Annotated in this window: 34 protein-coding genes and 1 other annotated feature; of the genes, 12 read left to right on the forward strand and 22 right to left on the reverse strand. The window is 40.8% G+C overall.

The window, feature by feature from the left end; genetic code table 11:
• Positions 1-113: 113 nt before the first annotated feature.
• From CE058_RS00305 to CE058_RS00335, 7 genes are all read right to left on the reverse strand, one after another.
• Positions 114-908 (reverse strand): hypothetical protein, encoded by a 795-nt coding sequence (locus CE058_RS00305; protein ID WP_163139504.1) that lies wholly within the window; start codon positions 906-908, stop codon positions 114-116.
• 99 nt (positions 909-1,007) lie between these two features.
• Positions 1,008-1,421, reverse strand: a complete 414-nt coding sequence (locus tag CE058_RS00310) for a DUF3021 domain-containing protein (RefSeq protein ID WP_163139506.1) — start codon at positions 1,419-1,421, stop codon at positions 1,008-1,010.
• The gene (locus tag CE058_RS00315) at positions 1,418-1,876 is read right to left on the reverse strand and encodes a LytTR family DNA-binding domain-containing protein (RefSeq protein WP_163139508.1); all 459 of its coding nucleotides are present in this window, start codon (positions 1,874-1,876) and stop codon (positions 1,418-1,420) included. The genes CE058_RS00310 and CE058_RS00315 overlap by 4 nt, the downstream gene beginning before the upstream one ends.
• 182 nt (positions 1,877-2,058) lie before the next feature.
• Entirely contained in the window at positions 2,059-2,496 is a 438-nt protein-coding gene (locus tag CE058_RS00320; protein ID WP_163139510.1) for a YfmQ family protein, read from the reverse strand.
• 22 nt (positions 2,497-2,518) lie between these two features.
• Positions 2,519-2,710 carry a hypothetical protein gene (locus CE058_RS00325; protein WP_163139512.1) on the reverse strand — a complete coding sequence of 64 codons (192 nt, stop codon included), beginning with the start codon at positions 2,708-2,710 and terminating at the stop codon, positions 2,519-2,521.
• Between the two features lie 234 nt (positions 2,711-2,944).
• Positions 2,945-3,112 (reverse strand): hypothetical protein, encoded by a 168-nt coding sequence (locus CE058_RS00330; protein WP_262176070.1) that lies wholly within the window; start codon positions 3,110-3,112, stop codon positions 2,945-2,947.
• A 9-nt stretch (positions 3,113-3,121) separates the two neighbouring features.
• Positions 3,122-3,514, reverse strand: a complete 393-nt coding sequence (locus CE058_RS00335) for a hypothetical protein (RefSeq protein WP_262176073.1) — start codon at positions 3,512-3,514, stop codon at positions 3,122-3,124.
• Between the two features lie 206 nt (positions 3,515-3,720).
• Here CE058_RS00335 and CE058_RS00340 point away from each other — a divergent pair, with 206 nt between their 5' ends.
• A complete protein-coding gene (locus CE058_RS00340) occupies positions 3,721-4,194 on the forward strand; it encodes a VanZ family protein (RefSeq protein ID WP_163139514.1) in 474 nt (157 codons plus the stop codon).
• A 25-nt stretch (positions 4,195-4,219) separates the two neighbouring features.
• Here CE058_RS00340 and CE058_RS00345 read toward each other — a convergent pair whose 3' ends face one another.
• Complete coding sequence (locus CE058_RS00345) at positions 4,220-5,671, reverse strand: serine hydrolase domain-containing protein (RefSeq protein ID WP_163139516.1); 1,452 nt, start codon at positions 5,669-5,671, stop codon at positions 4,220-4,222.
• A 474-nt stretch (positions 5,672-6,145) separates the two neighbouring features.
• On the opposite strand from CE058_RS00345, the gene CE058_RS00350 reads away from it, so the two are divergent.
• Entirely contained in the window at positions 6,146-6,763 is a 618-nt protein-coding gene (locus CE058_RS00350; RefSeq protein ID WP_163139518.1) for a cupin domain-containing protein, read from the forward strand.
• A 403-nt stretch (positions 6,764-7,166) separates the two neighbouring features.
• Here CE058_RS00350 and CE058_RS00360 read toward each other — a convergent pair whose 3' ends face one another.
• Positions 7,167-7,586 (reverse strand): RDD family protein, encoded by a 420-nt coding sequence (locus CE058_RS00360; protein WP_163139520.1) that lies wholly within the window; start codon positions 7,584-7,586, stop codon positions 7,167-7,169.
• Between the two features lie 142 nt (positions 7,587-7,728).
• Here CE058_RS00360 and CE058_RS00365 point away from each other — a divergent pair, with 142 nt between their 5' ends.
• Positions 7,729-8,184 (forward strand): YusW family protein, encoded by a 456-nt coding sequence (locus CE058_RS00365; RefSeq protein ID WP_163139522.1) that lies wholly within the window; start codon positions 7,729-7,731, stop codon positions 8,182-8,184.
• A gap of 141 nt (positions 8,185-8,325) precedes the next feature.
• On the opposite strand, the gene CE058_RS00370 is transcribed toward CE058_RS00365, so the two are convergent.
• The 3 genes from CE058_RS00370 to CE058_RS00380 form a co-directional block, all read right to left on the reverse strand.
• Positions 8,326-9,033, reverse strand: coding sequence for a DNA alkylation repair protein (locus tag CE058_RS00370; protein ID WP_163139524.1), 708 nt, complete (start codon positions 9,031-9,033; stop codon positions 8,326-8,328).
• Between the two features lie 138 nt (positions 9,034-9,171).
• On the reverse strand, positions 9,172-9,474 hold the full coding sequence (locus tag CE058_RS00375) for a hypothetical protein (protein ID WP_163139526.1): 303 nt from the start codon (positions 9,472-9,474) through the stop codon (positions 9,172-9,174).
• Between the two features lie 33 nt (positions 9,475-9,507).
• Positions 9,508-10,176 carry a hypothetical protein gene (locus tag CE058_RS00380; protein WP_163139528.1) on the reverse strand — a complete coding sequence of 223 codons (669 nt, stop codon included), beginning with the start codon at positions 10,174-10,176 and terminating at the stop codon, positions 9,508-9,510.
• Between the two features lie 276 nt (positions 10,177-10,452).
• On the opposite strand from CE058_RS00380, the gene CE058_RS00385 reads away from it, so the two are divergent.
• The 4 genes from CE058_RS00385 to CE058_RS00400 all read left to right on the forward strand — a co-directional run bounded on the left by CE058_RS00385 (position 10,453) and on the right by CE058_RS00400 (position 13,696).
• Positions 10,453-10,707, forward strand: coding sequence for a YiaA/YiaB family inner membrane protein (locus tag CE058_RS00385; RefSeq protein WP_163139530.1), 255 nt, complete (start codon positions 10,453-10,455; stop codon positions 10,705-10,707).
• 102 nt (positions 10,708-10,809) lie between these two features.
• Positions 10,810-11,017 (forward strand) — a binding site (T-box leader).
• 92 nt (positions 11,018-11,109) lie between these two features.
• Positions 11,110-12,840, forward strand: coding sequence for an aromatic amino acid hydroxylase (locus CE058_RS00390; RefSeq protein WP_163139532.1), 1,731 nt, complete (start codon positions 11,110-11,112; stop codon positions 12,838-12,840).
• The gene (locus tag CE058_RS00395) at positions 12,837-13,133 is read left to right on the forward strand and encodes a 4a-hydroxytetrahydrobiopterin dehydratase (protein ID WP_163139534.1); all 297 of its coding nucleotides are present in this window, start codon (positions 12,837-12,839) and stop codon (positions 13,131-13,133) included. The genes CE058_RS00390 and CE058_RS00395 overlap by 4 nt, the downstream gene beginning before the upstream one ends.
• 176 nt (positions 13,134-13,309) lie before the next feature.
• Positions 13,310-13,696: a DUF1259 domain-containing protein gene (locus tag CE058_RS00400; RefSeq protein WP_163139536.1), complete on the forward strand. Its 387-nt coding sequence runs from the start codon at positions 13,310-13,312 to the stop codon at positions 13,694-13,696.
• Between the two features lie 60 nt (positions 13,697-13,756).
• Here CE058_RS00400 and CE058_RS00405 read toward each other — a convergent pair whose 3' ends face one another.
• Both CE058_RS00405 and CE058_RS00410 read right to left on the reverse strand, forming a co-directional pair.
• Complete coding sequence (locus tag CE058_RS00405; protein WP_163139537.1) at positions 13,757-14,884, reverse strand: bifunctional cystathionine gamma-lyase/homocysteine desulfhydrase; 1,128 nt, start codon at positions 14,882-14,884, stop codon at positions 13,757-13,759.
• Entirely contained in the window at positions 14,881-15,807 is a 927-nt protein-coding gene (locus CE058_RS00410; protein WP_163139616.1) for a PLP-dependent cysteine synthase family protein, read from the reverse strand. The genes CE058_RS00405 and CE058_RS00410 overlap by 4 nt, the downstream gene beginning before the upstream one ends.
• A gap of 247 nt (positions 15,808-16,054) precedes the next feature.
• On the opposite strand from CE058_RS00410, the gene CE058_RS00415 reads away from it, so the two are divergent.
• The 4 genes from CE058_RS00415 (at position 16,055) to CE058_RS00430 (ending at position 18,273) form a co-directional block, all read left to right on the forward strand.
• The gene (locus CE058_RS00415; protein ID WP_163139539.1) at positions 16,055-16,690 is read left to right on the forward strand and encodes a class I SAM-dependent DNA methyltransferase; all 636 of its coding nucleotides are present in this window, start codon (positions 16,055-16,057) and stop codon (positions 16,688-16,690) included.
• Between the two features lie 161 nt (positions 16,691-16,851).
• Positions 16,852-17,280: a MarR family winged helix-turn-helix transcriptional regulator gene (locus tag CE058_RS00420; protein WP_163139541.1), complete on the forward strand. Its 429-nt coding sequence runs from the start codon at positions 16,852-16,854 to the stop codon at positions 17,278-17,280.
• A 36-nt stretch (positions 17,281-17,316) separates the two neighbouring features.
• Positions 17,317-17,952: a nitroreductase family protein gene (locus CE058_RS00425; protein ID WP_163139543.1), complete on the forward strand. Its 636-nt coding sequence runs from the start codon at positions 17,317-17,319 to the stop codon at positions 17,950-17,952.
• A 21-nt stretch (positions 17,953-17,973) separates the two neighbouring features.
• On the forward strand, positions 17,974-18,273 hold the full coding sequence (locus CE058_RS00430) for a putative quinol monooxygenase (RefSeq protein WP_163139546.1): 300 nt from the start codon (positions 17,974-17,976) through the stop codon (positions 18,271-18,273).
• A 56-nt stretch (positions 18,274-18,329) separates the two neighbouring features.
• Here CE058_RS00430 and CE058_RS24625 read toward each other — a convergent pair whose 3' ends face one another.
• From CE058_RS24625 to CE058_RS00435, 4 genes are all read right to left on the reverse strand, one after another.
• The gene (locus tag CE058_RS24625) at positions 18,330-18,473 is read right to left on the reverse strand and encodes a hypothetical protein (RefSeq protein WP_204260495.1); all 144 of its coding nucleotides are present in this window, start codon (positions 18,471-18,473) and stop codon (positions 18,330-18,332) included.
• 100 nt (positions 18,474-18,573) lie between these two features.
• Positions 18,574-18,735, reverse strand: coding sequence for a hypothetical protein (locus CE058_RS24630; protein WP_169799769.1), 162 nt, complete (start codon positions 18,733-18,735; stop codon positions 18,574-18,576).
• A 5-nt stretch (positions 18,736-18,740) separates the two neighbouring features.
• A complete protein-coding gene (locus CE058_RS24635) occupies positions 18,741-18,905 on the reverse strand; it encodes a hypothetical protein (protein WP_204260496.1) in 165 nt (54 codons plus the stop codon).
• 21 nt (positions 18,906-18,926) lie between these two features.
• Positions 18,927-19,379: a GNAT family N-acetyltransferase gene (locus CE058_RS00435; RefSeq protein ID WP_163139548.1), complete on the reverse strand. Its 453-nt coding sequence runs from the start codon at positions 19,377-19,379 to the stop codon at positions 18,927-18,929.
• A 257-nt stretch (positions 19,380-19,636) separates the two neighbouring features.
• Here CE058_RS00435 and CE058_RS00440 point away from each other — a divergent pair, with 257 nt between their 5' ends.
• Positions 19,637-19,906 carry a hypothetical protein gene (locus CE058_RS00440; RefSeq protein ID WP_163139550.1) on the forward strand — a complete coding sequence of 90 codons (270 nt, stop codon included), beginning with the start codon at positions 19,637-19,639 and terminating at the stop codon, positions 19,904-19,906.
• A 76-nt stretch (positions 19,907-19,982) separates the two neighbouring features.
• Here the strand turns inward: CE058_RS00440 and CE058_RS00445 are convergent, their stop codons facing one another.
• From CE058_RS00445 to CE058_RS00460, 4 genes are all read right to left on the reverse strand, one after another.
• Positions 19,983-20,138, reverse strand: a complete 156-nt coding sequence (locus tag CE058_RS00445) for a DUF1540 domain-containing protein (protein WP_163139552.1) — start codon at positions 20,136-20,138, stop codon at positions 19,983-19,985.
• Between the two features lie 57 nt (positions 20,139-20,195).
• Positions 20,196-20,711, reverse strand: coding sequence for a GNAT family N-acetyltransferase (locus CE058_RS00450; protein ID WP_163139554.1), 516 nt, complete (start codon positions 20,709-20,711; stop codon positions 20,196-20,198).
• Between the two features lie 225 nt (positions 20,712-20,936).
• Positions 20,937-21,938: an EAL domain-containing protein gene (locus CE058_RS00455; RefSeq protein WP_163139556.1), complete on the reverse strand. Its 1,002-nt coding sequence runs from the start codon at positions 21,936-21,938 to the stop codon at positions 20,937-20,939.
• Between the two features lie 75 nt (positions 21,939-22,013).
• The gene (locus tag CE058_RS00460; protein ID WP_163139557.1) at positions 22,014-22,733 is read right to left on the reverse strand and encodes a hypothetical protein; all 720 of its coding nucleotides are present in this window, start codon (positions 22,731-22,733) and stop codon (positions 22,014-22,016) included.
• Positions 22,734-22,756: the final 23 nt, after the last annotated feature.

Raw genomic sequence — 22,756 nt, forward strand, 5'->3', positions numbered from 1 at the left:
TGATAAGATGCACATATTAGCTTCCGACTTGCAAATTTCATTATCAGTCAGTGAAGGCTGTTTTAAAAAAATAATGCCTGCACCACTTATGTTAAAGTGAACAGGCATTTTTTCTATTTGATAGAAGCAGCAATTTCCAATGTCCTTAGTGCTCCCTCGGCTTTTTCAATCTTATAGACGGTTCGTTCCTCCTGCCAGACGAGAAATTGATCGCGGGAATGCTCACTGATTGTGTCAAATTTGCCGGTTCCATACATCTTAGGAGGCGGCAGCGTGCTGCTTTCTAAGAATTCGACTATTTTTTTGGAGTCAGTCAGGAGATTTTCAGGATCTTCTGTTCGCGCCCGTGATGTAAATGCCCATCTACCCTCATTCCAGCTAAGGTATACGGAACCGGCCCCTGCATCCTGGTAGCCTGTAATGGAATATCCTAGATCAACCGGTTTTCCGCCGATCTCCTCAAAATTCTGGTATGAAATTTGTTCAGATGCAGCCTCATTGCCAAAATTCTGTCCAGACAGAACGGCAAGAATAGAGTTGTCACTCAACTGATCCAATTTAGCATTGTTTATAGGAATTACATCTTCTGTCTGGAAGAAAATAACTTGGTAAGACTCTCGATCAGAGACGGTCTTGGCTGTTAAATGATATCCCTGGTTCACGTTCAGCGTATCAGGCATTTTAATTGGAACCTCCGTGCTCAATTGCTTTTCTGTTTCAGCGATTACTTCCTCAGGAGTTAATGTCCGCTCGTGAGCTGCTTCTTGATTTTCAGTCAGGGTGTTTCCAGTTTCCTGATTGCTGCTCTGGACTTTTCCATCGTCTGTTTGTTCCGTCATGGCAGGTTCACTGGTGCAGGCTGAAAGAATAATCAGAAAAGCGGCAATACTAATTGCCTTAATCTTCATGAATCCTCACCTCATGAATGGTTTTCCCTTATGTCTATTTGCGAAACGTCCAGGATATTCTCCTCGTATGGCAGAACCGCCTGCATGATCGGCACACCCTCATTCGAGGCACTCCAGATCCTTATTCAGCTTCTTCGATTCGTTTTTAAAGTATAGATAAAATCCGATCCAGCCAATCGCGTAAACCAATAGAGAGATGGCAAGATAGATGAAAAAGTTCTTTATTCCGATCGGAATCCAGCCAATCCAAAGCCCTAAAGTGAAATAAACAATCGTGACTGTAAGATAGTGCAGGGCTGTCTGCATGGGCAGGCGAAGTGAGCGGATTTCAAAATAAAGCGGAGTAACCGTAAACAGCCAGCCACTGATAATAAACCCCAATGCATTTATGATAAATGTTTGACCATCTAACGTGGGCTGACCGCCGAAATAAATTAAGGCTATAGCTGCCGCTGTAGAAATGAATCCCCCAAAGAATATGCCGATCATGCTTCTGTACAAAAATGCCCTCACTTCGAATCCCTCCTGTTCATTCTTAAAATCTCCTTTATCCGTCCGACATAATGGCGTGATGCATACTCCTTCTCCCCCGATTTAAAGTGAACACAGAGTGTCCCGTTAAAGGATGGCTCAAAATGGCTCATGGCGTAAAGGTTCGCTATGACTGACTTGGATATCCTGATAAAACGGTGGGAAGGGAGGGATTGTTCAAGTTCATATAGTTTTTCCTTTACTTTAAAAGTTCCTTCTGAGGTGGCAGCTGTTACTGTGTCTCCTTCTGAACGGAAATATTGAACTTCATCAGGCTTTATTAAGTGCTGATTCTCTCCTTCCTTTCCGACAATCAGTCCGGTTTCATTCTTTTTGAGGTACTCGAGGATTTCCTGGATAGCCGGGGTGATTACTTTGCAATGGATTGTCACCGAGGTTTCTTCGTTGCGCGGGTCGATGTTAAGCACGATTTTCATGAAGGGCACTCCTCCTTTCCATTACTTTATAAATTTAGTATAGATGGCTAATTTCCAATTGTCACCAGAATTCAAGCAACACGCATGATCAGCATGGTGAGCTGCAGTTAATTACACCCCTCCTGCAGACATAAAAAAGCCTAGATCACCAAGGAACTAGGCTTTCATTTGATATTATTAGTTTAACTGGCTTTGATTGCCAATGAGCTGCTTTGAAGGCTATCAGAAATCAAGCTGTATGCGATTACCTTATTTCTGCGCTGTTTAACCACATCAATGCGGTCCTTATAGCTATATACCAACAGCGTGGCTTCTCCTTCCAGAAACTCAATAACTATAGGTGTTCCACTGATCTCCGGCCGTAAAAAAAGCTGTTCGTTCCCAGGGTGGATATAATGTTTCTTAATAAATATTCCTTCATTGAACTGATTGATAATCTGAAGTTTCTCCTCATCTTCAAGTCTATTATCACCAATTGTGACTGTAACCTCTTTTACATCAAGCTTGGAATGAGTTTCAAATTTCCGGATCAGCCAATTAACCGTGCCTGTCGGCATACAGGTCAGCACAATTTTCAGCAGACTAACGAAAATAATTGAAACCAATACGGCCCATGTCATATTTCTTCATCTCCATCTGTATTTAGATCCGCCAAATATAAATTCCTAGAGAAGCTAATCCGATAAAAATAATTACCACATATATTAAGGTTAAATTGGTGGTGTTCCGTTTTGTTGAATTTCCATAGTTCTCGTCAGCCTTGCCTGTCAGCAGCAAAGTTGAAACCACAGCAAAAATTAAGATAATTAGTACCAGTCCAAGCATTACTCCCATGCTGCGCACCTCTTCTTTTACATTTTAATAAACTGCTATATCTAAATAATATCGCAAAAGGGCCAACAATTAACCATCCAATTAGATCTAAAATTAACCATCCACTTTTACCATATAAAAATGCCGCTCCCAGCTTATTAATGGGTACGGCATACTATTCTTGGATTCTACTTATCAGGCATAGAAAAAGCCGTTGAACCATATTCTTCATGTTCTAATTTTTTATGAATCTGTTCATTCAACCACTTCCAATGCTCTTTCATGAGTGTCATATTCCCCTAGCACTCTATTCCAATACACAAAAAAACTCCTGCTGATTATACCTTCCACAGTTTTTCCTTTAACGGTTACCTCTTTCACATTGACTAAAATTCTCTTATCTTGCGTCATAACCCACAGCATCATTTCCTCCTAACGGCTCCTTTTTAAATCAATAAAACCCACATTTTCATCTGCTTTTCCTCTTTCCTTCCATATAATAAAAAACAGAAGTTCTTCTTTCTGGTCATAATAACCGCAGTCACTGCACGCCCAATAATAGTTTCCTTTTTTATCGAAATCCGGATAGCTACCTTTATAATCATTCGGGAAGATTCTATAATCTGCCCGCTCAACAGTGCCTGCCCCTGTATAACTGATCTTAATGGAGTGACTTCCTTCAAGACCAGTCAGCTTAGCATTAATTTCAACTGACCAATCCCCGTTTTCACCCGTATAGCGAACCGTTTTGGTTTTTAACATTACCCCATAAATTGTAAAGATTAAGACTATAACTAAACAGAGCCATATAAGTTTCTTTTTCATAATAAACACCTCTGTATAAGAGATGTCCCCACCTTCCAAAATATTACTATTAATCTAATAAGGCAATTTCATAAAATACTCCCTCAAATCATCTGGCAGCTCTTTCACGGCTAGTACTTTAAAATAACTGACAGTATAGTTTTTTGAGTGGAATATGGAAAAATTATGATATTATTATCAAAGACTATTTATGAGCGGGGATAATAATGAAAAAGATAATAAGGTTGATCATGAGAATTAGCTTTCTTTCTTACTTATGTGCCTTAACCGTATTACTGTTCTTTATATCGAGAGGATTTTGGTCAGACATGCCGTTAATGCAATATATGAAACTTTCCTCAAACTTTGTGCCTTTAAAGACAATTAATGGGTATGTACTAGCTATTTCAAATGGAAGCATGAATTTAATCATTCCTATAAAAAATCTTGCAGGCAATGTGGCTGCATTTTTGCCAATGGGAATTTTTCTTCCCTATTTTATTAGAAGGCTAAATACACTAAATTCATTTGCAGTTACCATGACTGTCATAATCATTAGTGTAGAGATTATACAACTGGTAACTAGAAGAGGCAGTTTAGATATTGATGACTTTATTCTAAATATTATTGGAGCTTTAATAGGGTTTGGATTGTGGAAAATGATGACTGCCAGGTTAGAGAGAAAGCAGTCATCATTTTAAAATGCCTGTTTCAAAGGCATTTACTTTACCTCGTACTTTTAAAGGCTAATGTAATAACCAGCAGCCCATTTATCGCTAGCATAATCACAGCCAAAATCGTTAAAAGGGCAATATCAGGTGCAAAGACAGTGATGGAATGCCAAGGCGAAGATGTGCTAAATGTGAAAAGAGGGGCCAGTGCTGCTGACAGGCCAATAATAAGCATCCCTAAGAAAACTCCCATTCCCTTTTTTAAATATTTCTGGGTTCTTAATCTTTTCCATAAATAGATTGAAAGTATAACTAGCAGCAGGAACCCCCCCACCATAATGTATTGTATGGTCAAACTATGATCAGGTACTTGATCAGGCTCATCTCCATTTAATAGACTAATAATATGCTCCTTCAAATAGTAAAGTCCATCTTCCTCTAAAATATGATTCTTATTGGTTAGAATCACACCGCCCCAGCCGGTTCCCGGAATATAAAAGACTTCTGCATGCGAATCAGGGGTAGAACCAGAATGCCAGATCATTTCTTTGGGAGTATCCGGGTTGGATATGCGGATTCCTAGACCATAATAACGGTCTTCTCCTGTTTGGACCTGCGGTGTCTTAAATAAATCCAAAGTTTTATCACTGATAAAATGATCCGGCCCTTTCCCGCTCAATAATTTTACAAATTGGATCATATCTGCAGAACTGGACGTAATGTATCCGTAAGGTGCGCCAGCATCATCATAAGCTACAGAACTTTTCACCGGCATGCCAAACCAGGATTGATAACCGCTGAGGTATCCATTCTTATAAGAATCCTCCTTATTGGCTGCAGCATTTTTCATCCCTAAAGGCTGAAAGATATGCAGTTCCATATACTCTGCATAGGACATTCCCGTCAGTTCTTCAAGCATCGCACCCAAGATTAAAAAATTGGCATTGCTGTATTGATGCTTCTCACCAGGTGCAGCAGTCAGTTCAACTTCTGACAATTTCTTGACTTGATTCTTAATTGCATTCCTTCCTGTTAACTCTTTATCAGATAGGGCAAGCCCGTCATAGGTGCTGAATCCGCTTGTCTGCGCGAGCAATCGCTCCACTGTGATTTCGCCCGCTTTCCCATTGTTCAGTTTCAACCACGGAAGATATTCTTGAATGCTGGCATCCAGGCGGATGGTTCCATTATCAGCTAATTTCATAATGGCCATTCCCGTTAATGATTTGCTAATGGAGCCAATCGTAAAAGGAGTTTGTTCTGTAACCTCCTCCTTTATTTCTCCAGTAACTCCCCATGATTTTGAAAAAAATAGTTTATTATTATGCACTATGGCAACTGAAGCCCCCGGAACTTGATAGTCTTCCAGGTAATCCTTAATTGCCTTCTCAATTTTTGCTTCGATGTTTTCTTCAGCTGAAGCTGAATTTTCAGGCAAATAACTAAAAGAAGTGAACAAGAAAAGAACCAATATTATTTTTAATAAACTGGACGGCAAGACTGCCATATAACCTCTCCTTCTACCAACGGTCTTAACCAACGGAGTGTCCCATTGTTGGGATGCTAAAAAATATCTATAGGCACATTCCCTTTCTCGATTTCATCTTACCTGTATATGGAAATGTCTATAATGAGCCTCAGCTTTATTTTCAAATAGGACTTGAGACGTAATAGATGATCGGATTCTTTTGATCAACATGGACAATATGAAATTAAAGCAGGTTAATTGCGGAATAATGGAAGGTAAACACGGGCAGGCAAACAAATATCGAGGAATGCAGCTCTGAGTTTTCTTTTGCCTTGAACTGATCGTCTCTTATTGGCATTGATGATTTTTTCAATTCATAACAGCCACGAACCTTAATGCCTTTTTTTCTTCATTTGTTTCAAACAGAACCACGTTATTCAGGTACATGCACTGATGGTGGGCATATGCATACTTTATCTGAGACATTTATTTTCCCAAAAGGACTGAACAGCAATGGTTAAATATTTGGATTACACCTCTCCATCTTTAAATTACTTTTTCGATGTGAATAATAGCAATCTGATGAAAAAAGATAACCGAAACTTAATAAATGTATTGGGCATTCAACAATTAAACACGCTGGAAGATGTCTCGCTTCTGGACATCTATCTAAGCAAAAATAATGTAATAGAACCGCATTATCACCAAAACGCTGCTGAATTGGTTTATTGTATATCGGGTGCAGCGACTGTTTCATTGCTTAATCCGTTTACAAAGCAAATCCAGAATTATTACATTACACCTGGGCAAGTAGCCAATGTGCCTCAGGGCTGGTGGCATTATGAGGTAGCTAATACCGACGGCACTCATCTGCTGGCCATCTTTAATGCTCCTGTTCCAGAGGTCATCCTGGGATCCGACATTCTTAAATTAACGCCTTCTAATATTATGGCGCATACTTATTGTATGGATGAAAAGCAATGGAAAAAGACCGTGGCACCTGTAAAGCCTTCAACCTTTATCGGCCCGACAAAAGACTGCAGCAGAAATGCTTATAGCACTGAGCCAAACCTGCAATATCAATATCAACATACCCAGCAATATTTCCCTCAGCACATGTATTATTATTGATTTCACAGGCATGGATATTACCATGCCTGCCTTCTTAGATTCTCTTAACATATACAAGTCTTCCGCTTAATCCCACCCCGTCCCTTCGATTTGACCTTCTCAATATATTCCTTGGCCAAAGGGACTTTGCGGGCAGAGCTTCCAAAGAATGGTGCCTGTCCCCACCTGCTTTAAAGTCTCAGCAGATGTGAGGTCAGGCACCTATTTTTTCATACTTACTTTCAATATAAAATATAATGTTAATTGCTATGTCAAAAACGATATAAGAGGCTAAAAACCTCATTAAATAAGGAAAAAATGACGTGTGCCAATTCACACGTCATTCTTTATGCCATAAATAAAGCACCCGAAAACGAATGTTGCAGACAGGCTTATTCATTGCCCCTTTCCGAGGGATAACATCCTATACCTGTTCCCTGCAAACATAAGTCCCGGCAATCAGATCATGAATTGCCATCTTGTCTTCTCTAAATATAATCATAAACATACTGACTAGTGTTGATATACCAAACGTCACATTAGACAATAGAAATTTACCGATAATTTCTCTTAGAACCATCGTTTTCAACGTTAAGCCTTCTTCATCTATCCTTCTAACCTTAATCTTAAAAATGCGCTTCCCAATAATATAACCGCTCCAGACAAGGGGAACGAGTGTTAAATAGATAGTATAGATGATTGGCCAGGTCCATCCCATCATCCAGTTAAACGGGGAGTCTCCCGCTATCAGAAAGAACACCGTTGAAATGGGTATTGTAAGTATTAGAGTATCAATTAAATCTGCTGCAAATCTTATGCCAAATCCCGCCTTCTGTTTCTCCATTCATCTCTCTCCCTTTCAATAACTCTACTTTACCAATTAAATCAGATATTTTTCCGAGTGTAATCAATTACTTTCTATTAAACGCTTGCTTCAATCAAGATTTGGGTACAATAAAATCAACATCGTGACCAAGGAGGACTTTATGAATCTGAAACTTATAATCTCGGCATTTCTATCTTTATTTTTGCTTACAGCCTGCAATGATGACAAAGTAGAAAATCCGCCTGAAAATGCACCTGCTGAAAACCAAAGTAATGAAACTTCCAATGAGGCTGCATTTAATTTTACGAATTTCGATCTTGAGGTGGAGTACAAAGATAATAAAGCCATTGATGTGGATTATGAAAATGAAAAAAACGGTATGGAAGCGTCATATCAGGATGACCTTGCTGATCAGAATTTAACTTCGGATGAAGCCATGGAGAAGCTGACTCCAATTTTTGAGGGGCTGTCTTTTGATCAAAATACAGAAGATCAAGAGGTCATTAACCAGGTAAAGGATGCATTTTCAGTAGAGGACAATTACCAAAAAATCGAATTGGAAGTAAAATTCCCAGATGGAACGGAAAAAGAATATTCAGAAACGAAAACTCAATAAAAATCAAATGAGCTCAGAAGCATTGCCTTTTGAGCTCATTTAATGTGCCTCAGCTATCCCAGGTCACTTTAGCACTCAACTAAATCTGCTGCATTAGTTTATTGCGGTGAATTTGCTTCAGTCTTTTGTTCAAAGCTATTCTCAACAAATACAAGTCTTCCGCTTGATTCCAACCCGGCCTTTCGATTCGACCTTCTCAATATATTCCTTGGCCAAAGGCACTTTGCAGGCTGTGTTTCCGACATCCACATGCACTTTTCCGATATGCTCAGCAATATGCTTTGCTTCTTCATTCAGCTCTGGTACATAAGAGCCCACTGAGATAACAAAGCCGTTCATTACATACCTTACTCGGTTTTTTTCATCGTGAATGGTATTTTTAACTTGAGTCAATAACTCTCTTATTTCATTGACATCTAGCTCATCATCAGGTGTTATGGATAAATAATTGGAATAGGTACTCCAGCCGCACACCGAAACCATTTCATCTTCGGATTTGATCCACTCCCGGGCCAAATCAAGAGCATACTCACTTTCCGCTGCCACCTGGGCCACTGTATACTCCGCAGCCATGTACCAATATGCCTCTTCAGCCCATTCCTGTAAAGTCTCTTTTGTCATTAGCTTTGGGTTGACAGACAATCCTGCCAGATACATCGCATCATGATTTCCTGATTCATATAATTGAAGTGCCAGCTCATGATCCTTCTTTACAAACTTCACCAGCTTTTTTAAATCTCCAACTCTCACACCAAAAAAAGGCTCCTTCGCCCCGTGATTTTTGAAAGTCTTCTTCGTCTGCTCTGTACCAAGCTCTTCAAGCTTTTGCATGATTTCTTCATAAGTCATGATCCTCACCCTTTCAACAATTGCTCCTATACATTATTGGCCTTGTGCCTTTACTTTAAGCCGAAGTTTATATGTTCGTTAAACAACTGAATATCATAGGGGCTGCAACCAGCCTGCATGGTCATTACGCTGTACTTTTTAACCCTCACCGTAGTATTCAGCAAAATAGAAGAATCCATATTTTCTTACTAAATAGTTTCTCAACTTTCCTTGAGTCGCTTTTTCAACAGGAGGTTCCGTTAATGTATAAGCTTTAGCATTTAACTCAGCAAACCTATCCCGATCCACCTCATTATGAAAGTCGTCTTCAATAATCCCTGAACCGATGGCAGCTGCAGGATATCCGCTAAAAAAGACGTGGGTTCTTAATGCCACCTTTGGAGTTGAATGAAGCAGAATCAGCAGTACTCCCAAAACCGCTAATGGTAACAGTTTTTTCATAAGTTCTCCTTCATGCGCAGCAATCCGGCTTTTTTATCCTGCCAATATAGAAAGAAGTTCAAGCTGTTCGATGACAAATAGGATAACAGCCGTGAGTGGAATAACCCTTATGCGCTGAAAATGATTTTTAGGCAAAACAATCCACAAAAACACTGCTAACAGCAAAACAAATCCTTTTGGGATGGAGTAAGTATAGATAAAGCTAAACCCTTCACCAATAAGCAGGCTTATCGGCATAGCAGCACAAAACGCTGCAAGCCACCCTGCCCCTCTCGCAAACCATACAGTATAGCCGCAAACAGGAGAAAGCAAGGCAATGCTCCCCCAATAGATAAATTGGGATTTTGGAAAAAATCCCAACAGAATCATAGAATACAAATAGTAAGCCGACAGCATCGCAGAAAAAAACACTAAAACATGCAGACCAGCAGCCATTGGCGTTCGGCTCCAGGCTGCAAGCAAAGAAGCTGCTGCTATCCAGAATCCAAGGCCAGAGCCAATTAACCCCAAAGCTGAACCATCTGCGTATTTGGCTATGAGCCCTAACAATGCTCCCAAAGCGAACACCGCTAGAGCAGTACCTATTATCCTCTTGACAGTTAAATGGTGGCTTGTTTCAGGCCTTTCCTCTTCCAAACCTTTCATCAGCACATTTCTAAGGAAAAGCAGAATCAGTACTGGAATACCTATATTGGCTAACAAATCTTTACCTCCCTCCAGCCAATATTAAAATCAAGCTGTAGTCTCTCTCTTTATTTAAACTCTTTTACACAAACATTTCATCTTAAATTTGTGAATTTTCAACAAAAATCAAAAACAGTAAAAAACACCCAAAAACTCCTGTTGCATTTTTTTGCAAAAAAAGGGTAATTTTATATACTATAGAATAAATTGTTACATCTGTTGTGTTGGATTGAAACTTACAGCTTCAAGGAGAGAACGAGAAAATATGTTAAGAAAAAAAGGGGATTAAAACACATGCAAAAGTATAGAAGGAGAAACACGCCAGCTTTTACATTTTTAGCATACTTTACATTGATTGCCGGTGTTGGTCTGTTTCTGATTGGACTTTACAATGCTGATATGGAGCTTAATGAAAAAGGGTATTACATTGCCGTCATGCTTCTGGTGGCGGTCGGGTCCATTCTGACTCAGCAAGTGACAAGGGACAATGCCGAAGATGCGGAAATCATGGCAGAGCAGGAGCGCAGATCAGCTAAAATTGAGCAATAATACACAAGCTCAGAAAGGCTTCTGGGCTTTTTCTTTTGATTAAATTTAAAAGGTATTGACTTTAATACTTAAAAGCGTTTAAGATATAAAGCATCCTAATACTTAAATGCTTTGAAGGAATTGAAGTAGTGGTATCCTCCCTGTTGCAGAGAGCTGGTGGTGCTGAAAACCAGTACAAAGGAGATCACGAATTACGTTTCTGGAGCTTCTTATTTCTTTTCTGAAATAAGACGGTTTAGCCGTTATTCTGTGAAGTGGTAAGTTCTATACTTACAATCAGGGTGGTACCGCGAATAAATTCGTCCCTGCTGAATGAAAATTCAGCAGGGATTTTTTATACTCAAATACTTTCGCACTTAAAAGCGTCTAAGCATAAAAAACTAATAAAAGGAGACATACCAAATGAAGAAATCGATACCCCTGCACTTACGTCCATTTACAGCCCAGCAGCATTACAATGCTTACAGCCCCATTGACCATGCGGTTTGGAGATATGTGATGAGGCAAAACCATCATTTCCTTGAGGACATCGCCCATGATGCATTCACTTCAGGTCTGAAGTCATCCGGCATTTCCATCGACAGCATTCCACGTGTAAGTGAAATGAACGATCATTTAGATAAAATCGGCTGGGGAGCAGTCATTGTCGACGGATTGATTCCCGGCACAGCATTTTTTGATTTTCAAGCGCATGGCATCCTTCCAATTGCAACGGATATACGCCAGAAGACCAATATCGAATACACACCCGCTCCTGACATTCTCCATGAAGCGGCGGGGCATGCACCGATTTTATTTGATGAAACCTACTCAGAGTTTGTTAAATTAATAGGGAATATCGGAGCTAACGCTTTTGCGACAAAAGAAGAACATGAGGTGTTTGAGGCAACCAGGCATTTATCGATTGCCATGGAAAGTCCAGCCTCAACTGAAGAAGAAATTGAAGCAGCCAAACAGCGATTAAAGGAAAAACAGCTGCAAGTAAAAGGACTTTCTGAAGCTGAGCAAATCTCCCGTATTTTCTGGTGGACGGTCGAATTTGGCCTGATTGGCGAACTGCAGAAGCCCAAAATCTTTGGTGCAGGACTGCTGTCATCTGTGGGCGAAAGCAAGCATTGCCTGTCCGATCAAGTGAAGAAACGCCGGTTCACAATTGAAGATGCTATTAACACCAGCTATGACGTTACCTCTATGCAGACCCAGCTATTTGTTTGCGAAAGCTTTGAACAATTGATAGAAGAAGTGACGAGATTCGGCGAGTCCATGGCCTTCAGGCAAGGCGGAACAGCGGCTATCGAAAAAGCAATCGCTTCAAGCCAGGTTGCGCACATCGAACTCAATTCAGGCATTCAAATTACTGGTCTTTTCACTGATATCATGAAGGATGCAGAAGGTGAAGCCATCTATGTCAAAACGACAGGTCCGAGTGCCCTTTCGATTCAAAATGAACAAATTAATCATCATGGTCCTGATATTCACCATGACGGCTTTGGAGCGCCGATCGGAAAATTGGCCGGAGGCATTAGGCTTGAAAATCAAACAGAACAGAGCCTGAAAAAACTTGGCATCGAGATGAATAAAATGATGCAAATCACCTTCGAAAGCGGAGTAGAAATTTCCGGCCATGTGACGAATCTGTTATTTAATCATGATTCCCTTGTTTTAATATCACTTGAAGAATGTCTCGTCAAAAAGGAAGATGAAATCTTGTTCCACCCCACTTGGGGCACCTATGATTTAGCTGTGGGCAGCCAGATTGTTTCCGCACGTCCAATCGCAGCGGATTACGCTGCATATCACGGGGAATCTGTTATGAATGAAGAAAGCCCAAAAGAAGGAACAGCCCTAACCCCTCTGGAAGAATTATATGCGGAAGTAAGACAAATCCGGGAAACGAATTTCCCACAGGATGTCCTTCTTCACAGTGTTATCGGGAAAATTCTTGATGAGTTCCCGGAAGAATGGCTGCTTCAGCTGGAAGTTCTGGAGCTGCTTGAAAAGCATGACAAAGAATCGCCTTTAAAAAAACTGCTCCTGGACCAGCTTGAAATGTTAAGTCAGGAAGAACGCTATGTCCGCCTGATTCAAAACGGACTCGATGTCATCTTTGATCGGAGGCATGTCACGGTATGACAAAAATAAGTGAAGAAGAAATAGCCCGGAAACTATCCACCCTGCCGGACTGGAAAAGAAAAGACAGCAAATGGATTGAACGACGCTATCGCTTCAAAGAATATTTGGACGGTATCGCCTTCGTAAATAAAATTGCATCCCTTGCTGAAAACGAAAATCATCATCCTTTTGTCGCCATTCAATACAAAATGGTGATTGTCTCCCTCACTTCCTGGAGTGAAAATGGGCTGACAGGTCTGGATTTTAAGCTAGCCCGGCAGATAGATGATGTTTACCTTGCAGACCATAATTAAGAAAATAAGTGCCTGTTGAAGATGACAGGCACTTACTTTTCCGTTGCATCAAGTGGATTTTCATATTCCCGTACAAGAAATTTCGGTGCCTAGAACACTCCAAAGCCCAACATCATACATTAAAGCAAAGTTGTTAGCAGGTCACTAAATAATAAGTGACGGGGAGGTATAAAGGTATGGCTACCAATGAAGAAGCGCTTTGTCAGCAGTTTGCAAGAACAATCGGCGGCCAGGAAGGATTTGCCGGCGGGAAGTGCGTAGCAACGATTAATCGGGATGAACTGGAAGTCACCATTATGGGAAAACCATTCAGCGTAACCACTTCTTTCTCATTTGAATCAATGGATGCCAGGTCAGGACGGGCATTGTGTCTGGGCAGGGTGGCCCTTTTGCAAAAGGAAGTTGATGGATTTGCCGCTGCTATTATTAAACAGGGAATAACCGTTTCATCCGTACACAATGAGTGGCTATTTGATCAGCCAAGCCTCATTTACGTGAATATCCAGGATGTTGATCATCCAATCAATTTTGCAAGGAAAGTCAGAAGAGCGTTAAGAGCTTAATCATTCTCATAAAAAAATGCTCAAGCCCCATTTAGTTTTTAAACTAAATGGGGCTTTTCCTTATAGCGCAGACTGCAAATCCTCAATTAAGTCTTCGGCATCCTCCAGGCCAACTGAAATCCGAACCAGGCCATCTGTAATTCCCAGTTCCAGACGGCGTTCTCCCGGTATCGATGCATGCGTCATTTTGGCTGGAAGGGAAATCAGGCTTTCAACTGCGCCCAAACTTTCTGCCAGGGTAAAGTATCTTACTTTTTTCAGCACCTCTTCTGCCTTTTCACCGGTTCCGGCATCAAAGGAAATCATTCCGCCAAAGCCCCGTGCCTGCTTCGAGTGAATGTCATGGCCTTTATGATCTTTAAATCCTGGATAATAAACCTTTGAAACCTGCGGATGATCGGCAAGAAAATGTGCCACCCTTTTCGCATTTTCTTCAATTTCCTCCATCCGAATGGCCAGTGTCCGAATCCCCCTGATTAATAGCCAGCTATCCTGAGGCCCCAAAACAGCACCGATTGAATTTTGGATAAAGTGCATATCTGCTGCAAGCTGTTCGGAATTCACCACAACCAGCCCAGCAACAACATCACTATGTCCGCCCAGATATTTGGTGGCACTATGCAGGACAATATCAGCTCCCAGTTCAATTGGATTCTGCCAGTAAGGTGTACTGAAGGTGTTATCCACAATCATAAGCAAATTCTTGGATTTGGCCAGCTTGGAGATTCCAGCCAAGTCTGTAATCTTCAGCAATGGATTCGTTGGCGTCTCAACATAGATAGCCTTTGTATTTTCCTTTATCGCCGCCTCCACAGCAGCCAAATCACTTGTATCGACAAAGGTTACATCTACATTATATTTCGTTAAAACCTTTGTCACTAACCGATAGGACCCGCCATACACATCATCAGTAAAAATAACATGATCTCCTGTTGAAAATAAGTGCATTACAGAAGAGATAGCCGCCATGCCGGAACCGAAAGCAAAGCCTCGGTATCCGCCTTCCAGATCCTTTATTAGTTCCTCAAGAGCATGCCTGGTCGGATTCCCTGTTCTTGCGTACTCATAAACAAAATTGCCCACACCATCTTGTTTAAACGTACTGGCATGGTGGACAGGTATGGAGACGGCACCTGTATGTTCATCTCTGGAGATGCCCCCGTGAATCATTTGTGTTTTCTTTCTCATTGTTCATCCTCCTCATAAATAGATTTACTTAAATACCGCTCACTGCTGTCAGGAAAAATGGTGAGTATATTCGTGCCAGGCCGAGCATTTTCAGCTTCTCTCAGTACTGCTTCGAAAGCCGCTCCGGATGAACTTCCAACTAAGTATCCTTGAAGCAATGCCAGCTCCTTTACTCGTTTGAAGGCATCTTTATCTGAGATGGTATGAATGGCGTCAAATAAGCCTATTTCCATATACGGGGGCAAAAACTCCATCCCGATTCCCTCGGTTCGATGCGGTCCTGCCTTTCCGCCATTTAAAATGGAGCCTTCAGGTTCAACGATAACTGTCTTTATCTTTGGATTCTTTTCTTTAAGATATCTGGCGCAGCCCATGAACGTACCGCCAGTCCCTGCTCCAGCTGCAAAAATATCAATCTTCCCATCTAACTCTTCATAGATCTCAGGTCCCAATGTTTCATAATACGTTAGCGGGTTATTCTCATTGCTGAATTGCTGAGGACTATAGGAATTAGGAATCTTCTTCAGCAGTTCCTTTGCCTTCTTAATAGCACCTTCCATGCCTTCTTCAGTTGGCGTATTAACCACTTCTGCCCCTAAAGCCTTCATTAGTTCCTGCTTTTCAATGCTGAATTTTTGAGGTACAACACAGATGATTTTGATCTTCTTTCCAATAGCAGCCAGCGCTAAGCCGATCCCTGTATTCCCTGCAGTCGGTTCAATTACAGCGCCGTCTTCCGGGAGAAGTCCATCCTTAATCGCAGTCTGAATCAGCTTCTGTCCTAACCGGTCCTTTACACTGCCGCCCGGGTTAAAATATTCAAGCTTTGCAAAAACATTTACTCCTTGCGGAATAGCATAGTGTTTGATTTTCACAAGAGGAGTATGCCCAATCAGTTCTTTCACGCTGCTGTAATAATTCATCATCAGCACCTCTGTTTTTCAGAAAGAATGGTTACTCTTTTTCATTGCGTTTTTTGGATATTATTACGCTCTTTTTAATTCTTATTATTCCTACTTGTATAGTATGTTTTAAGTTTATTTTTGTCAATTATCAGCTAAAAAATCAGCTGGCATCTGAGAATTAAGGCAGATTGCAAAGTTGCCAAGTGAGACAATAATTCATACTATACCAATAAGTATTATATGAATTAGAAGGAGTGATATTACAATGGGACGTGAATTTGTAGAGTTGTTTGACCATTGGGCAGAATCCTATGATGAGACTGTGGCCGGTAAAGACCTTGAATATCAGGAGGTGTTTATGAATTATGAACAGATCCTTCATAAAGTAGCCGATCTTGTTCATGGGAGTGTAGTGGAATTCGGTACAGGTACAGGCAACTTAACTCAGATACTCCTGGAGAAAGGCTGTTCAGTAATCGGAGTTGAACCTTCTGCTGCCATGAGGAAAATAGCAAGCAAAAAAATGCCTCATCTCACAATATTGGATGGTGACTTCTTAAGCTTTCAATTGAATGGCCCGATAGATGCTTTCGTCAGCACCTACGCATTCCATCATTTAGAAGACAGCGAAAAAGCCAATGCCATCTCTAAATACAGCACCCTCCTTACAACTGGCGGAAAAGTTGTTTTTGCCGATACTGTCTTTCGCAGCAAGGACGAAAAAGAGATTTTTATCCAGGAAGCTAAAAACAAACACTACCTCAGCCTGGCGCAAGACCTGGAAACAGAATACTATACAACCATCCCCATATTAGAAAGCATGTTTCATTCGAATGGGTTCTCTGCTGAGTTTAAGCAGCTAAATCGATATGTGTGGCTGATAGAAGCAGAGAAACTTTAGGAAAATGAATCTCAATGACTGAAAACCCTGCTGATCTATAAGCTATTCAGCAGGATTTTCTCTGCCTTAAGCATCCAGTTTGACTTATAAAATATTTTGCAGTATATTAATTGACGTATCAATCATTGACCTATCAATTATCTAAAAAGGCGGGGGATGCTGTGTTCAAATGTTCTAAGCAAGAAGAATTAATTGCTGCCCGGCTGTTTGAGCTCAATAAGCAGACAATGCCGAAGTTTGAACGCTGTACAGGCATCAGCCAGTCACGGCTTGAGATTCTCCGGGAGCTTTTTGAAGCGGAAGAAATTACACAGCGGGAGCTTCAGAAAAAAGTAAATATCGATCATGCTGCTGTCACGAGGCATCTAAAACAGCTTGAAGAAAAAGGCATGGTGATACGCAGGAAAAACCCTGCAGATAACCGTTTTACTTATGTCAGCCTGACAGAGGAAGGCAAAACGAAGATTGCTGCTTACTGTGAAGAAAAGCAGCGGTTTATTTCCAAAATCCTGAACGGCTTTTCGGAGCTTGAGCGAAGCACACTATTAAATATGCTCACTCGCATCCAGGAAAATGTAGATAATCTTTAATATTTTCATCCAGAAAAACATAAAGGAGAGTTCACCATGAATAAAACCATTATCAATGACTTTAAAGAAATCGTGACAGGCCGCCGTTCCATTCGTAATTATGACCCAACAGTCAAAATCAGCAGAGAAGAAATGGCTGAAATCCTGGAGGAAGCCTCTTTAGCTCCTTCATCTGTAAACCTGCAGCCATGGCGTTTTGTGGTAATCGATTCAAAAGAAGGCAAAGAAACGCTGGCACCACTTGCAAAATTCAATCAAAGGCAAGTAGAGACATCAGCAGCTGTCATCGCAGTCTTTGTTGATATGAAGAGTGAAGCATTCATTGAAAAAATTTATGACACAGCAGTTGAAAAAGGATACATGCCTGCTGATGTTAGGGACAAGCAGGTGCCATCCATCAAAGGCTTAGTGGAAAACATGACATTCGAGCAAAAGAAAGAAATGAACCTGATTGATGCCGGTCTTGTATCCATGCAGCTAATGCTTGCAGCACGTGCTCATGGCTATGATACAAATCCAATTGGCGGTTATGAAAAAGACCGAATTGCCGAAGCCTTTGATTTGGACAAAGAACGCTACTACCCTGTCATGCTAATCTCAATCGGGAAATCCGCTGATCAAGGCTATAAATCGGTCCGTCTGCCTGTTGAAGATATCACGGAGTGGAAATAACTCACAAAGGAGAAATGCAACATGATCATTATTCATGCTGGCTTCCAAATACAAACTGATAAAGAAGATGATTTTCTTGTTGAGATCCGTCCGCTGATCGAGGCTTCCAGATCAGAAGAAGGCAATATCTCTTATGACCTTGTAAAAGATACAGAAAAAGCGGGTGCCTATACTATGGTGGAATTGTGGAAGGATATGGACGCTGTGAAGTTCCACAACCAGACTGAACACTTTACATCGTTTACGGCAACAGCTCCTAAATATTTTACTGTACCTCCTCAAGTGAAAGTATATGATGCGCAGCCTGTAGATAAAAAATAAATTATAGACAAAAAGACGCTTGGGAAAGGAGATTCCTAAGCGTTTTTTTATCGTTGTTATTCCTTTTGATTTTCTTTCTGATCATGATAAGCAATGAGAATGACTTCTTCTCCCTTTTCCTCACTTAAGCGTTTTTCCAGATTATGCACCTGCTGCAGATCCCCATCGGACAAATTTGCAAATTGATATTCTTTATCCATTTTTCATCACCTTTCCGTTGTAAGATACCTAAAGTTTGTGTTTACCAAACGTTTTTATACACATAAAAAGCCCGGGAATCTTCCCCGGACTTCCTTCTTCCTATTTAATCCCCAAAATGGCAATTGTTATGACAGCTAACACCAGGCTCAGCAGCAGCGACATGCCCCAATGCTTCTTTTCCGTCATCTTGAATAACACATTCATTACGGAACTGATTGCCAGAAAGATAAAGAAAACAAATAAAAAAATCATAAATTCCATAACTCTTAACCTGCCTTCTTCCCTGTTTTCGCCAGGAAATAAAAAGAGCTTCCCATCATCCCTCCGAAGATCCCCATGAAACTGCCGGCGATTGCCCAATAAGCAGACAGAAAGATGCCGGACATAAGTAAAATCAGCCCTCCGAAAAACAGGGTCATTCCCGCTTTCATTCTGCATCTCCCCTCTGTTACTCAGTCTATATCTTTCACAACCGCCATTTCCTTCCCAAATCGGTGGCCATGATCTGCAAATCCCAAACTTGCATAAAGATGGTGTGCCCCAAGATTCTCCGGATGGTAGCCTACTGCAAGTTTTTTAGCATTCGGCAATTTCGCCATCTCAGCAATCATCAGTTCTGTCGCTTTTTTGCCTATTCCCCTGCCTTGGTGTTCCTTATCAACCATAATCCGGTAAATCCAGTATGCATCCATTTCTTCTAAACATGTATTAAACATTAAAAAGCCGACAGCTTTATCTTCCAAGTAAATCACATACGGTCTCAGCGCTGTTTCAAATTTAGATTGCGCAATGGAAACAGCATTTGGCTCCATATAAGCTCTTTGTTCCTCTGAAAGCTCCAATAAACAGCAGTCATACCAATTGTCTGCTGTGACTTCTTCAATTTTCACTTTGCCAGTATTCAAAATAAATTTCCCCTTTTCACATTTTTGGGGAAACGCTGTTATTAATTAGGCGTTCTCCCCTTATTTTGATCCATAATAACTAAATTTTTATTTAGCATATTGAACGCCTCCTTTTACTAAATTGTCAGAAAAAACAAGACTCACTCATTATACTATATTGCTGCAGTATATGCGCACATCGGATTTCAGTTATTTTTTCTTTGGAAAGGCCATATATAATATATTGATTCAGCAAAAAAAGGGGAGGATGCGATACTATGCCAGCGAAGCAAATTCGTTTACGGAGAATTCAAAGCCTTGCTCACGACATTATGCTAGAAATGAACTCAAAGGAAGACAATAAGAAGAATGAAGCATACAGAACAGTCATTGATCACTTATCACGTGCGATTGGGGAACTTTCTGATCCATCGGGTGATTATTCATTGGATTATGTAGAAGAAAAAGTAGCCACTGCCCATTATAAGATCTTTAAGAACATGAAAAAACTGACTCCGCTTCGAAAAACAAAAGAATCAGCATGGTAAATTTTTTTGAATGAAACTGATAATTATTATCAATAATAAATAGCAGGAAGGTAACCAGATCGGTTACCCTTTAGGCTTACATTTCCGGCTCAAACGTTTTACAGTCTGTTTCTTTGCTGTTGGAAGCGTGCTTGCCTTTATGGCTGACAACATAAATAGCTTCTGCAGCGCACTTATTTCCCTGTTCCCAATAAGTGCAGTTATTTACTTCACAAAGAACATCTTTAGCCATGTATATCACCTCCTGGACATATTTTCTTCAAATCAGGATGGTGATATACATGGCCCTTTATTTACCTGAATTCCATTCTTCCTTCAAAATCGCATAATAATATTCATCCCACCACTCTTCCCCATGTGGAATGCACTTTTTGAAAAAGCCTTCCCGCCTCATGCCGATTTTCTCCATCACACGGTAAGACGCCGGGTTCTCGGGCTGGCAGGTTGCGATAATTCTGTGCAGGCCAAGCTTTTCGAAGGCATATCTCAGAACAGCATATGCTGCTTCTGATGCGTAGCCTTTATTATAAAACTTCGGATTAAATACCCAGCCAATTTCATATGTATGATTACCGAAATACTTATGAAACCCTACATGACCGATCAGAATATCCCCATCTATAAAAACAGGGAAATGGTCAGCTTTCTCTATATTCTTGCGGATAAACTCTTTTGCAGTTTCTTCTGTAAATACACCTTCCGGAATATATCTCATCACTTCCGGGTTTGATGTATACTCATAAACTGCCTGCCAGTCTTCTGATTTAAACTTACGGATTGTTAGCCTCTCTGTTTTAAGCTCCATTTTTTTGCCCCTATTCAGCTGTTTTCATCCTATGTATGTTCGTTGATTTAAGCCATATTTCCTTTAAAAAATGCTGAGCGCACATAAATTTTTTTATCCCCACAGAAAATACGTCTATCCGCACAGAATTTTTCTTTTTGCGTACAAATTTCTCAGCTATCCGCACAGAAATTTTTCGGCACACCTTTTATTCGTAAAAACTGAACTATTTCTGCTAATTCAGCACTAGGATATTACTTTTCTGCCTTTTTCAGCTATCGGCGCAGGTTTTCCAAACAAATATCCCTGAAAAAGCTGGTATCCCCTGTCCCGGAGCCACTCAAAGTCTTCCCGGGCTTCAATCCCTTCAGCAAGCGGGACGGACCCCATCTTCAATGCCTGCTGCAAAAAAGCATGTGCTGTTTTCTGTTTTTCTAAATCTGTTGACACGCCCTGAACATATTTCATATCCAGCTTCATATAATGCGGCTGAAGCTCGCTCAATAACTCGACCGTGCTGAACCCGGCGCCCACATCATCCAGTGCATAGCAGAATCCTTTTTCCCTATAATAAGCGAGGATTCTTTTCAAATGTTCCATATCCTCCACTTTATCTGTTTCCACTACCTCAAATACGAGCCGATTCGGATTCACACCTAAGCGGTTCGCAAGCTGTACCGTTGATTTCAGGCAGAACTCTGGCGAGTAAATGCTTGTAGGAATAAAATTGATAAACGCCTTTTTATCGATAAACGAAGCAAACCTGACCGCCGTCATCCTGCACAAGCGATCGAGCGCATACAACCTCCCGCGCTTTCTGGCTGCACCAAATATTTCTCCCGGAAAAATAACCGACCCATCATCCCGGTAAAATCTCGCCAGCATTTCATAGGCGAACACTTCTTCCTCTCCATTGAGAATCGGCTGAGCATGACATGTAACCAGCCCATTGGCAATCACGTCATCAATCCACTGGCTATCCAGGATCTCAGCAGCCTCCGCAATGGGGCGCCAGACTTCATCACCCGCCCTGAAGCTGACATATTCGGCTTCCATATGGTCCCTGCAAAAATCAAGAAAATCCCGCATGCCGTCTTCCTTCAGAACGAACCGGTCTGATTCAGCTTCCACCAAAACACCTTTTCGCTCCAAATACTCAGCCACACTTGAAAACATTCGGCAATTCTGTTCACCATCTGCCTTTACCTCAAAGCGCAAATCCTGCACCATACAAGCATTACAGCTCATCCTAAGCACACCCTTATCATATAATAGTTCTATTTTACTATATTACCGGATTGCTTATAGGTAAAACGCATTGAATCAGTTTTTAAAATAAAAAGAATGAATGATTAATGCAACAAGATAGTCGGGATTGTTATCCTCTACATTGATTTCCTGTACACCGCTAATGATATGACTCCGTTTTAATCCGCCAAGCACGGCTGTTTCTCTAGTTAAAGTAATGGCAGACATAACCGATGACGCAGAGGATATATAAGAAACGTCATGAAGTCTGTATTCAATAGCTTCCTTTAATTTTGCTGCATTCTTTAAGGTGATGACTGTATGAGCTTCTCCTATTTGGATTCCGTTCTTATAGATCCTCCATTGATCCTGTTGGCTTATCCACTTTTTACGATACCAGCGTACATCATACAAATCCTGGTCAATGAGCACTTCAAAAGACAAATACCAATGTAAACCGAAGCTATCTCCTAAGACATACTGCCATCTCTGAGGAAAATAACGTTTTACGTATCCTCTCAGATTTTGTCCTTTAAAGAGCGGCTTTTCAACCATTAACGACTTTTGGATGTGATAAAATGACCAATCATCCTTTGATTTCGGCTGATAAGCCCGCTCCCTGTCTGCAAGTCTCTTACTAATGAAAAAAATCATAATGGATGCAGCAGGAAACAAAAAGGCAGCCGCAAAAATAGCGGGTTCAAATGCATCAAATACCCAATACCGCGCAAGCAAGGTTAATATAAACAAAACAAAAATAATATTTAATTGAATCATTCTGTTCACCTCAAACAAAAGACTACCCCCAGCCTTAGCCG

Source organism: Bacillus sp. 22-7 (assembly GCF_010628845.1).
GTDB classification, from domain to species: domain Bacteria; phylum Bacillota; class Bacilli; order Bacillales; family Cytobacillaceae; genus Cytobacillus; species Cytobacillus firmus_B.

Coding starts and splice junctions, on each gene's coding strand:
- CE058_RS00315 (WP_163139508.1), bottom strand. CDS start 1,876: ATGAAAATCGTGCTTAACATCGACCCGCGCAACGAAGAAACCTCGGTG.
- CE058_RS00415 (WP_163139539.1), top strand. CDS start 16,055: ATGGGACGTGAATTTGTAGAGTTGTTTGACCATTGGGCAGAATCCTAT.
- CE058_RS00305 (WP_163139504.1), bottom strand. CDS start 908: ATGAAGATTAAGGCAATTAGTATTGCCGCTTTTCTGATTATTCTTTCA.
- CE058_RS00365 (WP_163139522.1), top strand. CDS start 7,729: ATGAATCTGAAACTTATAATCTCGGCATTTCTATCTTTATTTTTGCTT.
- CE058_RS00345 (WP_163139516.1), bottom strand. CDS start 5,671: ATGGCAGTCTTGCCGTCCAGTTTATTAAAAATAATATTGGTTCTTTTC.
- CE058_RS00340 (WP_163139514.1), top strand. CDS start 3,721: ATGAAAAAGATAATAAGGTTGATCATGAGAATTAGCTTTCTTTCTTAC.
- CE058_RS00370 (WP_163139524.1), bottom strand. CDS start 9,033: ATGACTTATGAAGAAATCATGCAAAAGCTTGAAGAGCTTGGTACAGAG.
- CE058_RS00410 (WP_163139616.1), bottom strand. CDS start 15,807: ATGAATTATTACAGCAGCGTGAAAGAACTGATTGGGCATACTCCTCTT.
- CE058_RS00405 (WP_163139537.1), bottom strand. CDS start 14,884: ATGAGAAAGAAAACACAAATGATTCACGGGGGCATCTCCAGAGATGAA.
- CE058_RS00400 (WP_163139536.1), top strand. CDS start 13,310: ATGGCTACCAATGAAGAAGCGCTTTGTCAGCAGTTTGCAAGAACAATC.
- CE058_RS24635 (WP_204260496.1), bottom strand. CDS start 18,905: ATGAAAGCGGGAATGACCCTGTTTTTCGGAGGGCTGATTTTACTTATG.
- CE058_RS00440 (WP_163139550.1), top strand. CDS start 19,637: ATGCCAGCGAAGCAAATTCGTTTACGGAGAATTCAAAGCCTTGCTCAC.
- CE058_RS00385 (WP_163139530.1), top strand. CDS start 10,453: ATGCAAAAGTATAGAAGGAGAAACACGCCAGCTTTTACATTTTTAGCA.
- CE058_RS00325 (WP_163139512.1), bottom strand. CDS start 2,710: ATGGGAGTAATGCTTGGACTGGTACTAATTATCTTAATTTTTGCTGTG.
- CE058_RS00330 (WP_262176070.1), bottom strand. CDS start 3,112: ATGCTGTGGGTTATGACGCAAGATAAGAGAATTTTAGTCAATGTGAAA.
- CE058_RS00320 (WP_163139510.1), bottom strand. CDS start 2,496: ATGACATGGGCCGTATTGGTTTCAATTATTTTCGTTAGTCTGCTGAAA.
- CE058_RS00375 (WP_163139526.1), bottom strand. CDS start 9,474: ATGAAAAAACTGTTACCATTAGCGGTTTTGGGAGTACTGCTGATTCTG.
- CE058_RS00445 (WP_163139552.1), bottom strand. CDS start 20,138: ATGGCTAAAGATGTTCTTTGTGAAGTAAATAACTGCACTTATTGGGAA.
- CE058_RS00450 (WP_163139554.1), bottom strand. CDS start 20,711: ATGGAGCTTAAAACAGAGAGGCTAACAATCCGTAAGTTTAAATCAGAA.
- CE058_RS00425 (WP_163139543.1), top strand. CDS start 17,317: ATGAATAAAACCATTATCAATGACTTTAAAGAAATCGTGACAGGCCGC.
- CE058_RS00395 (WP_163139534.1), top strand. CDS start 12,837: ATGACAAAAATAAGTGAAGAAGAAATAGCCCGGAAACTATCCACCCTG.
- CE058_RS00335 (WP_262176073.1), bottom strand. CDS start 3,514: ATGAAAAAGAAACTTATATGGCTCTGTTTAGTTATAGTCTTAATCTTT.
- CE058_RS00455 (WP_163139556.1), bottom strand. CDS start 21,938: ATGAGCTGTAATGCTTGTATGGTGCAGGATTTGCGCTTTGAGGTAAAG.
- CE058_RS00360 (WP_163139520.1), bottom strand. CDS start 7,586: ATGGAGAAACAGAAGGCGGGATTTGGCATAAGATTTGCAGCAGATTTA.
- CE058_RS00390 (WP_163139532.1), top strand. CDS start 11,110: ATGAAGAAATCGATACCCCTGCACTTACGTCCATTTACAGCCCAGCAG.
- CE058_RS24630 (WP_169799769.1), bottom strand. CDS start 18,735: ATGGAATTTATGATTTTTTTATTTGTTTTCTTTATCTTTCTGGCAATC.
- CE058_RS00430 (WP_163139546.1), top strand. CDS start 17,974: ATGATCATTATTCATGCTGGCTTCCAAATACAAACTGATAAAGAAGAT.
- CE058_RS24625 (WP_204260495.1), bottom strand. CDS start 18,473: ATGGATAAAGAATATCAATTTGCAAATTTGTCCGATGGGGATCTGCAG.
- CE058_RS00350 (WP_163139518.1), top strand. CDS start 6,146: ATGGTTAAATATTTGGATTACACCTCTCCATCTTTAAATTACTTTTTC.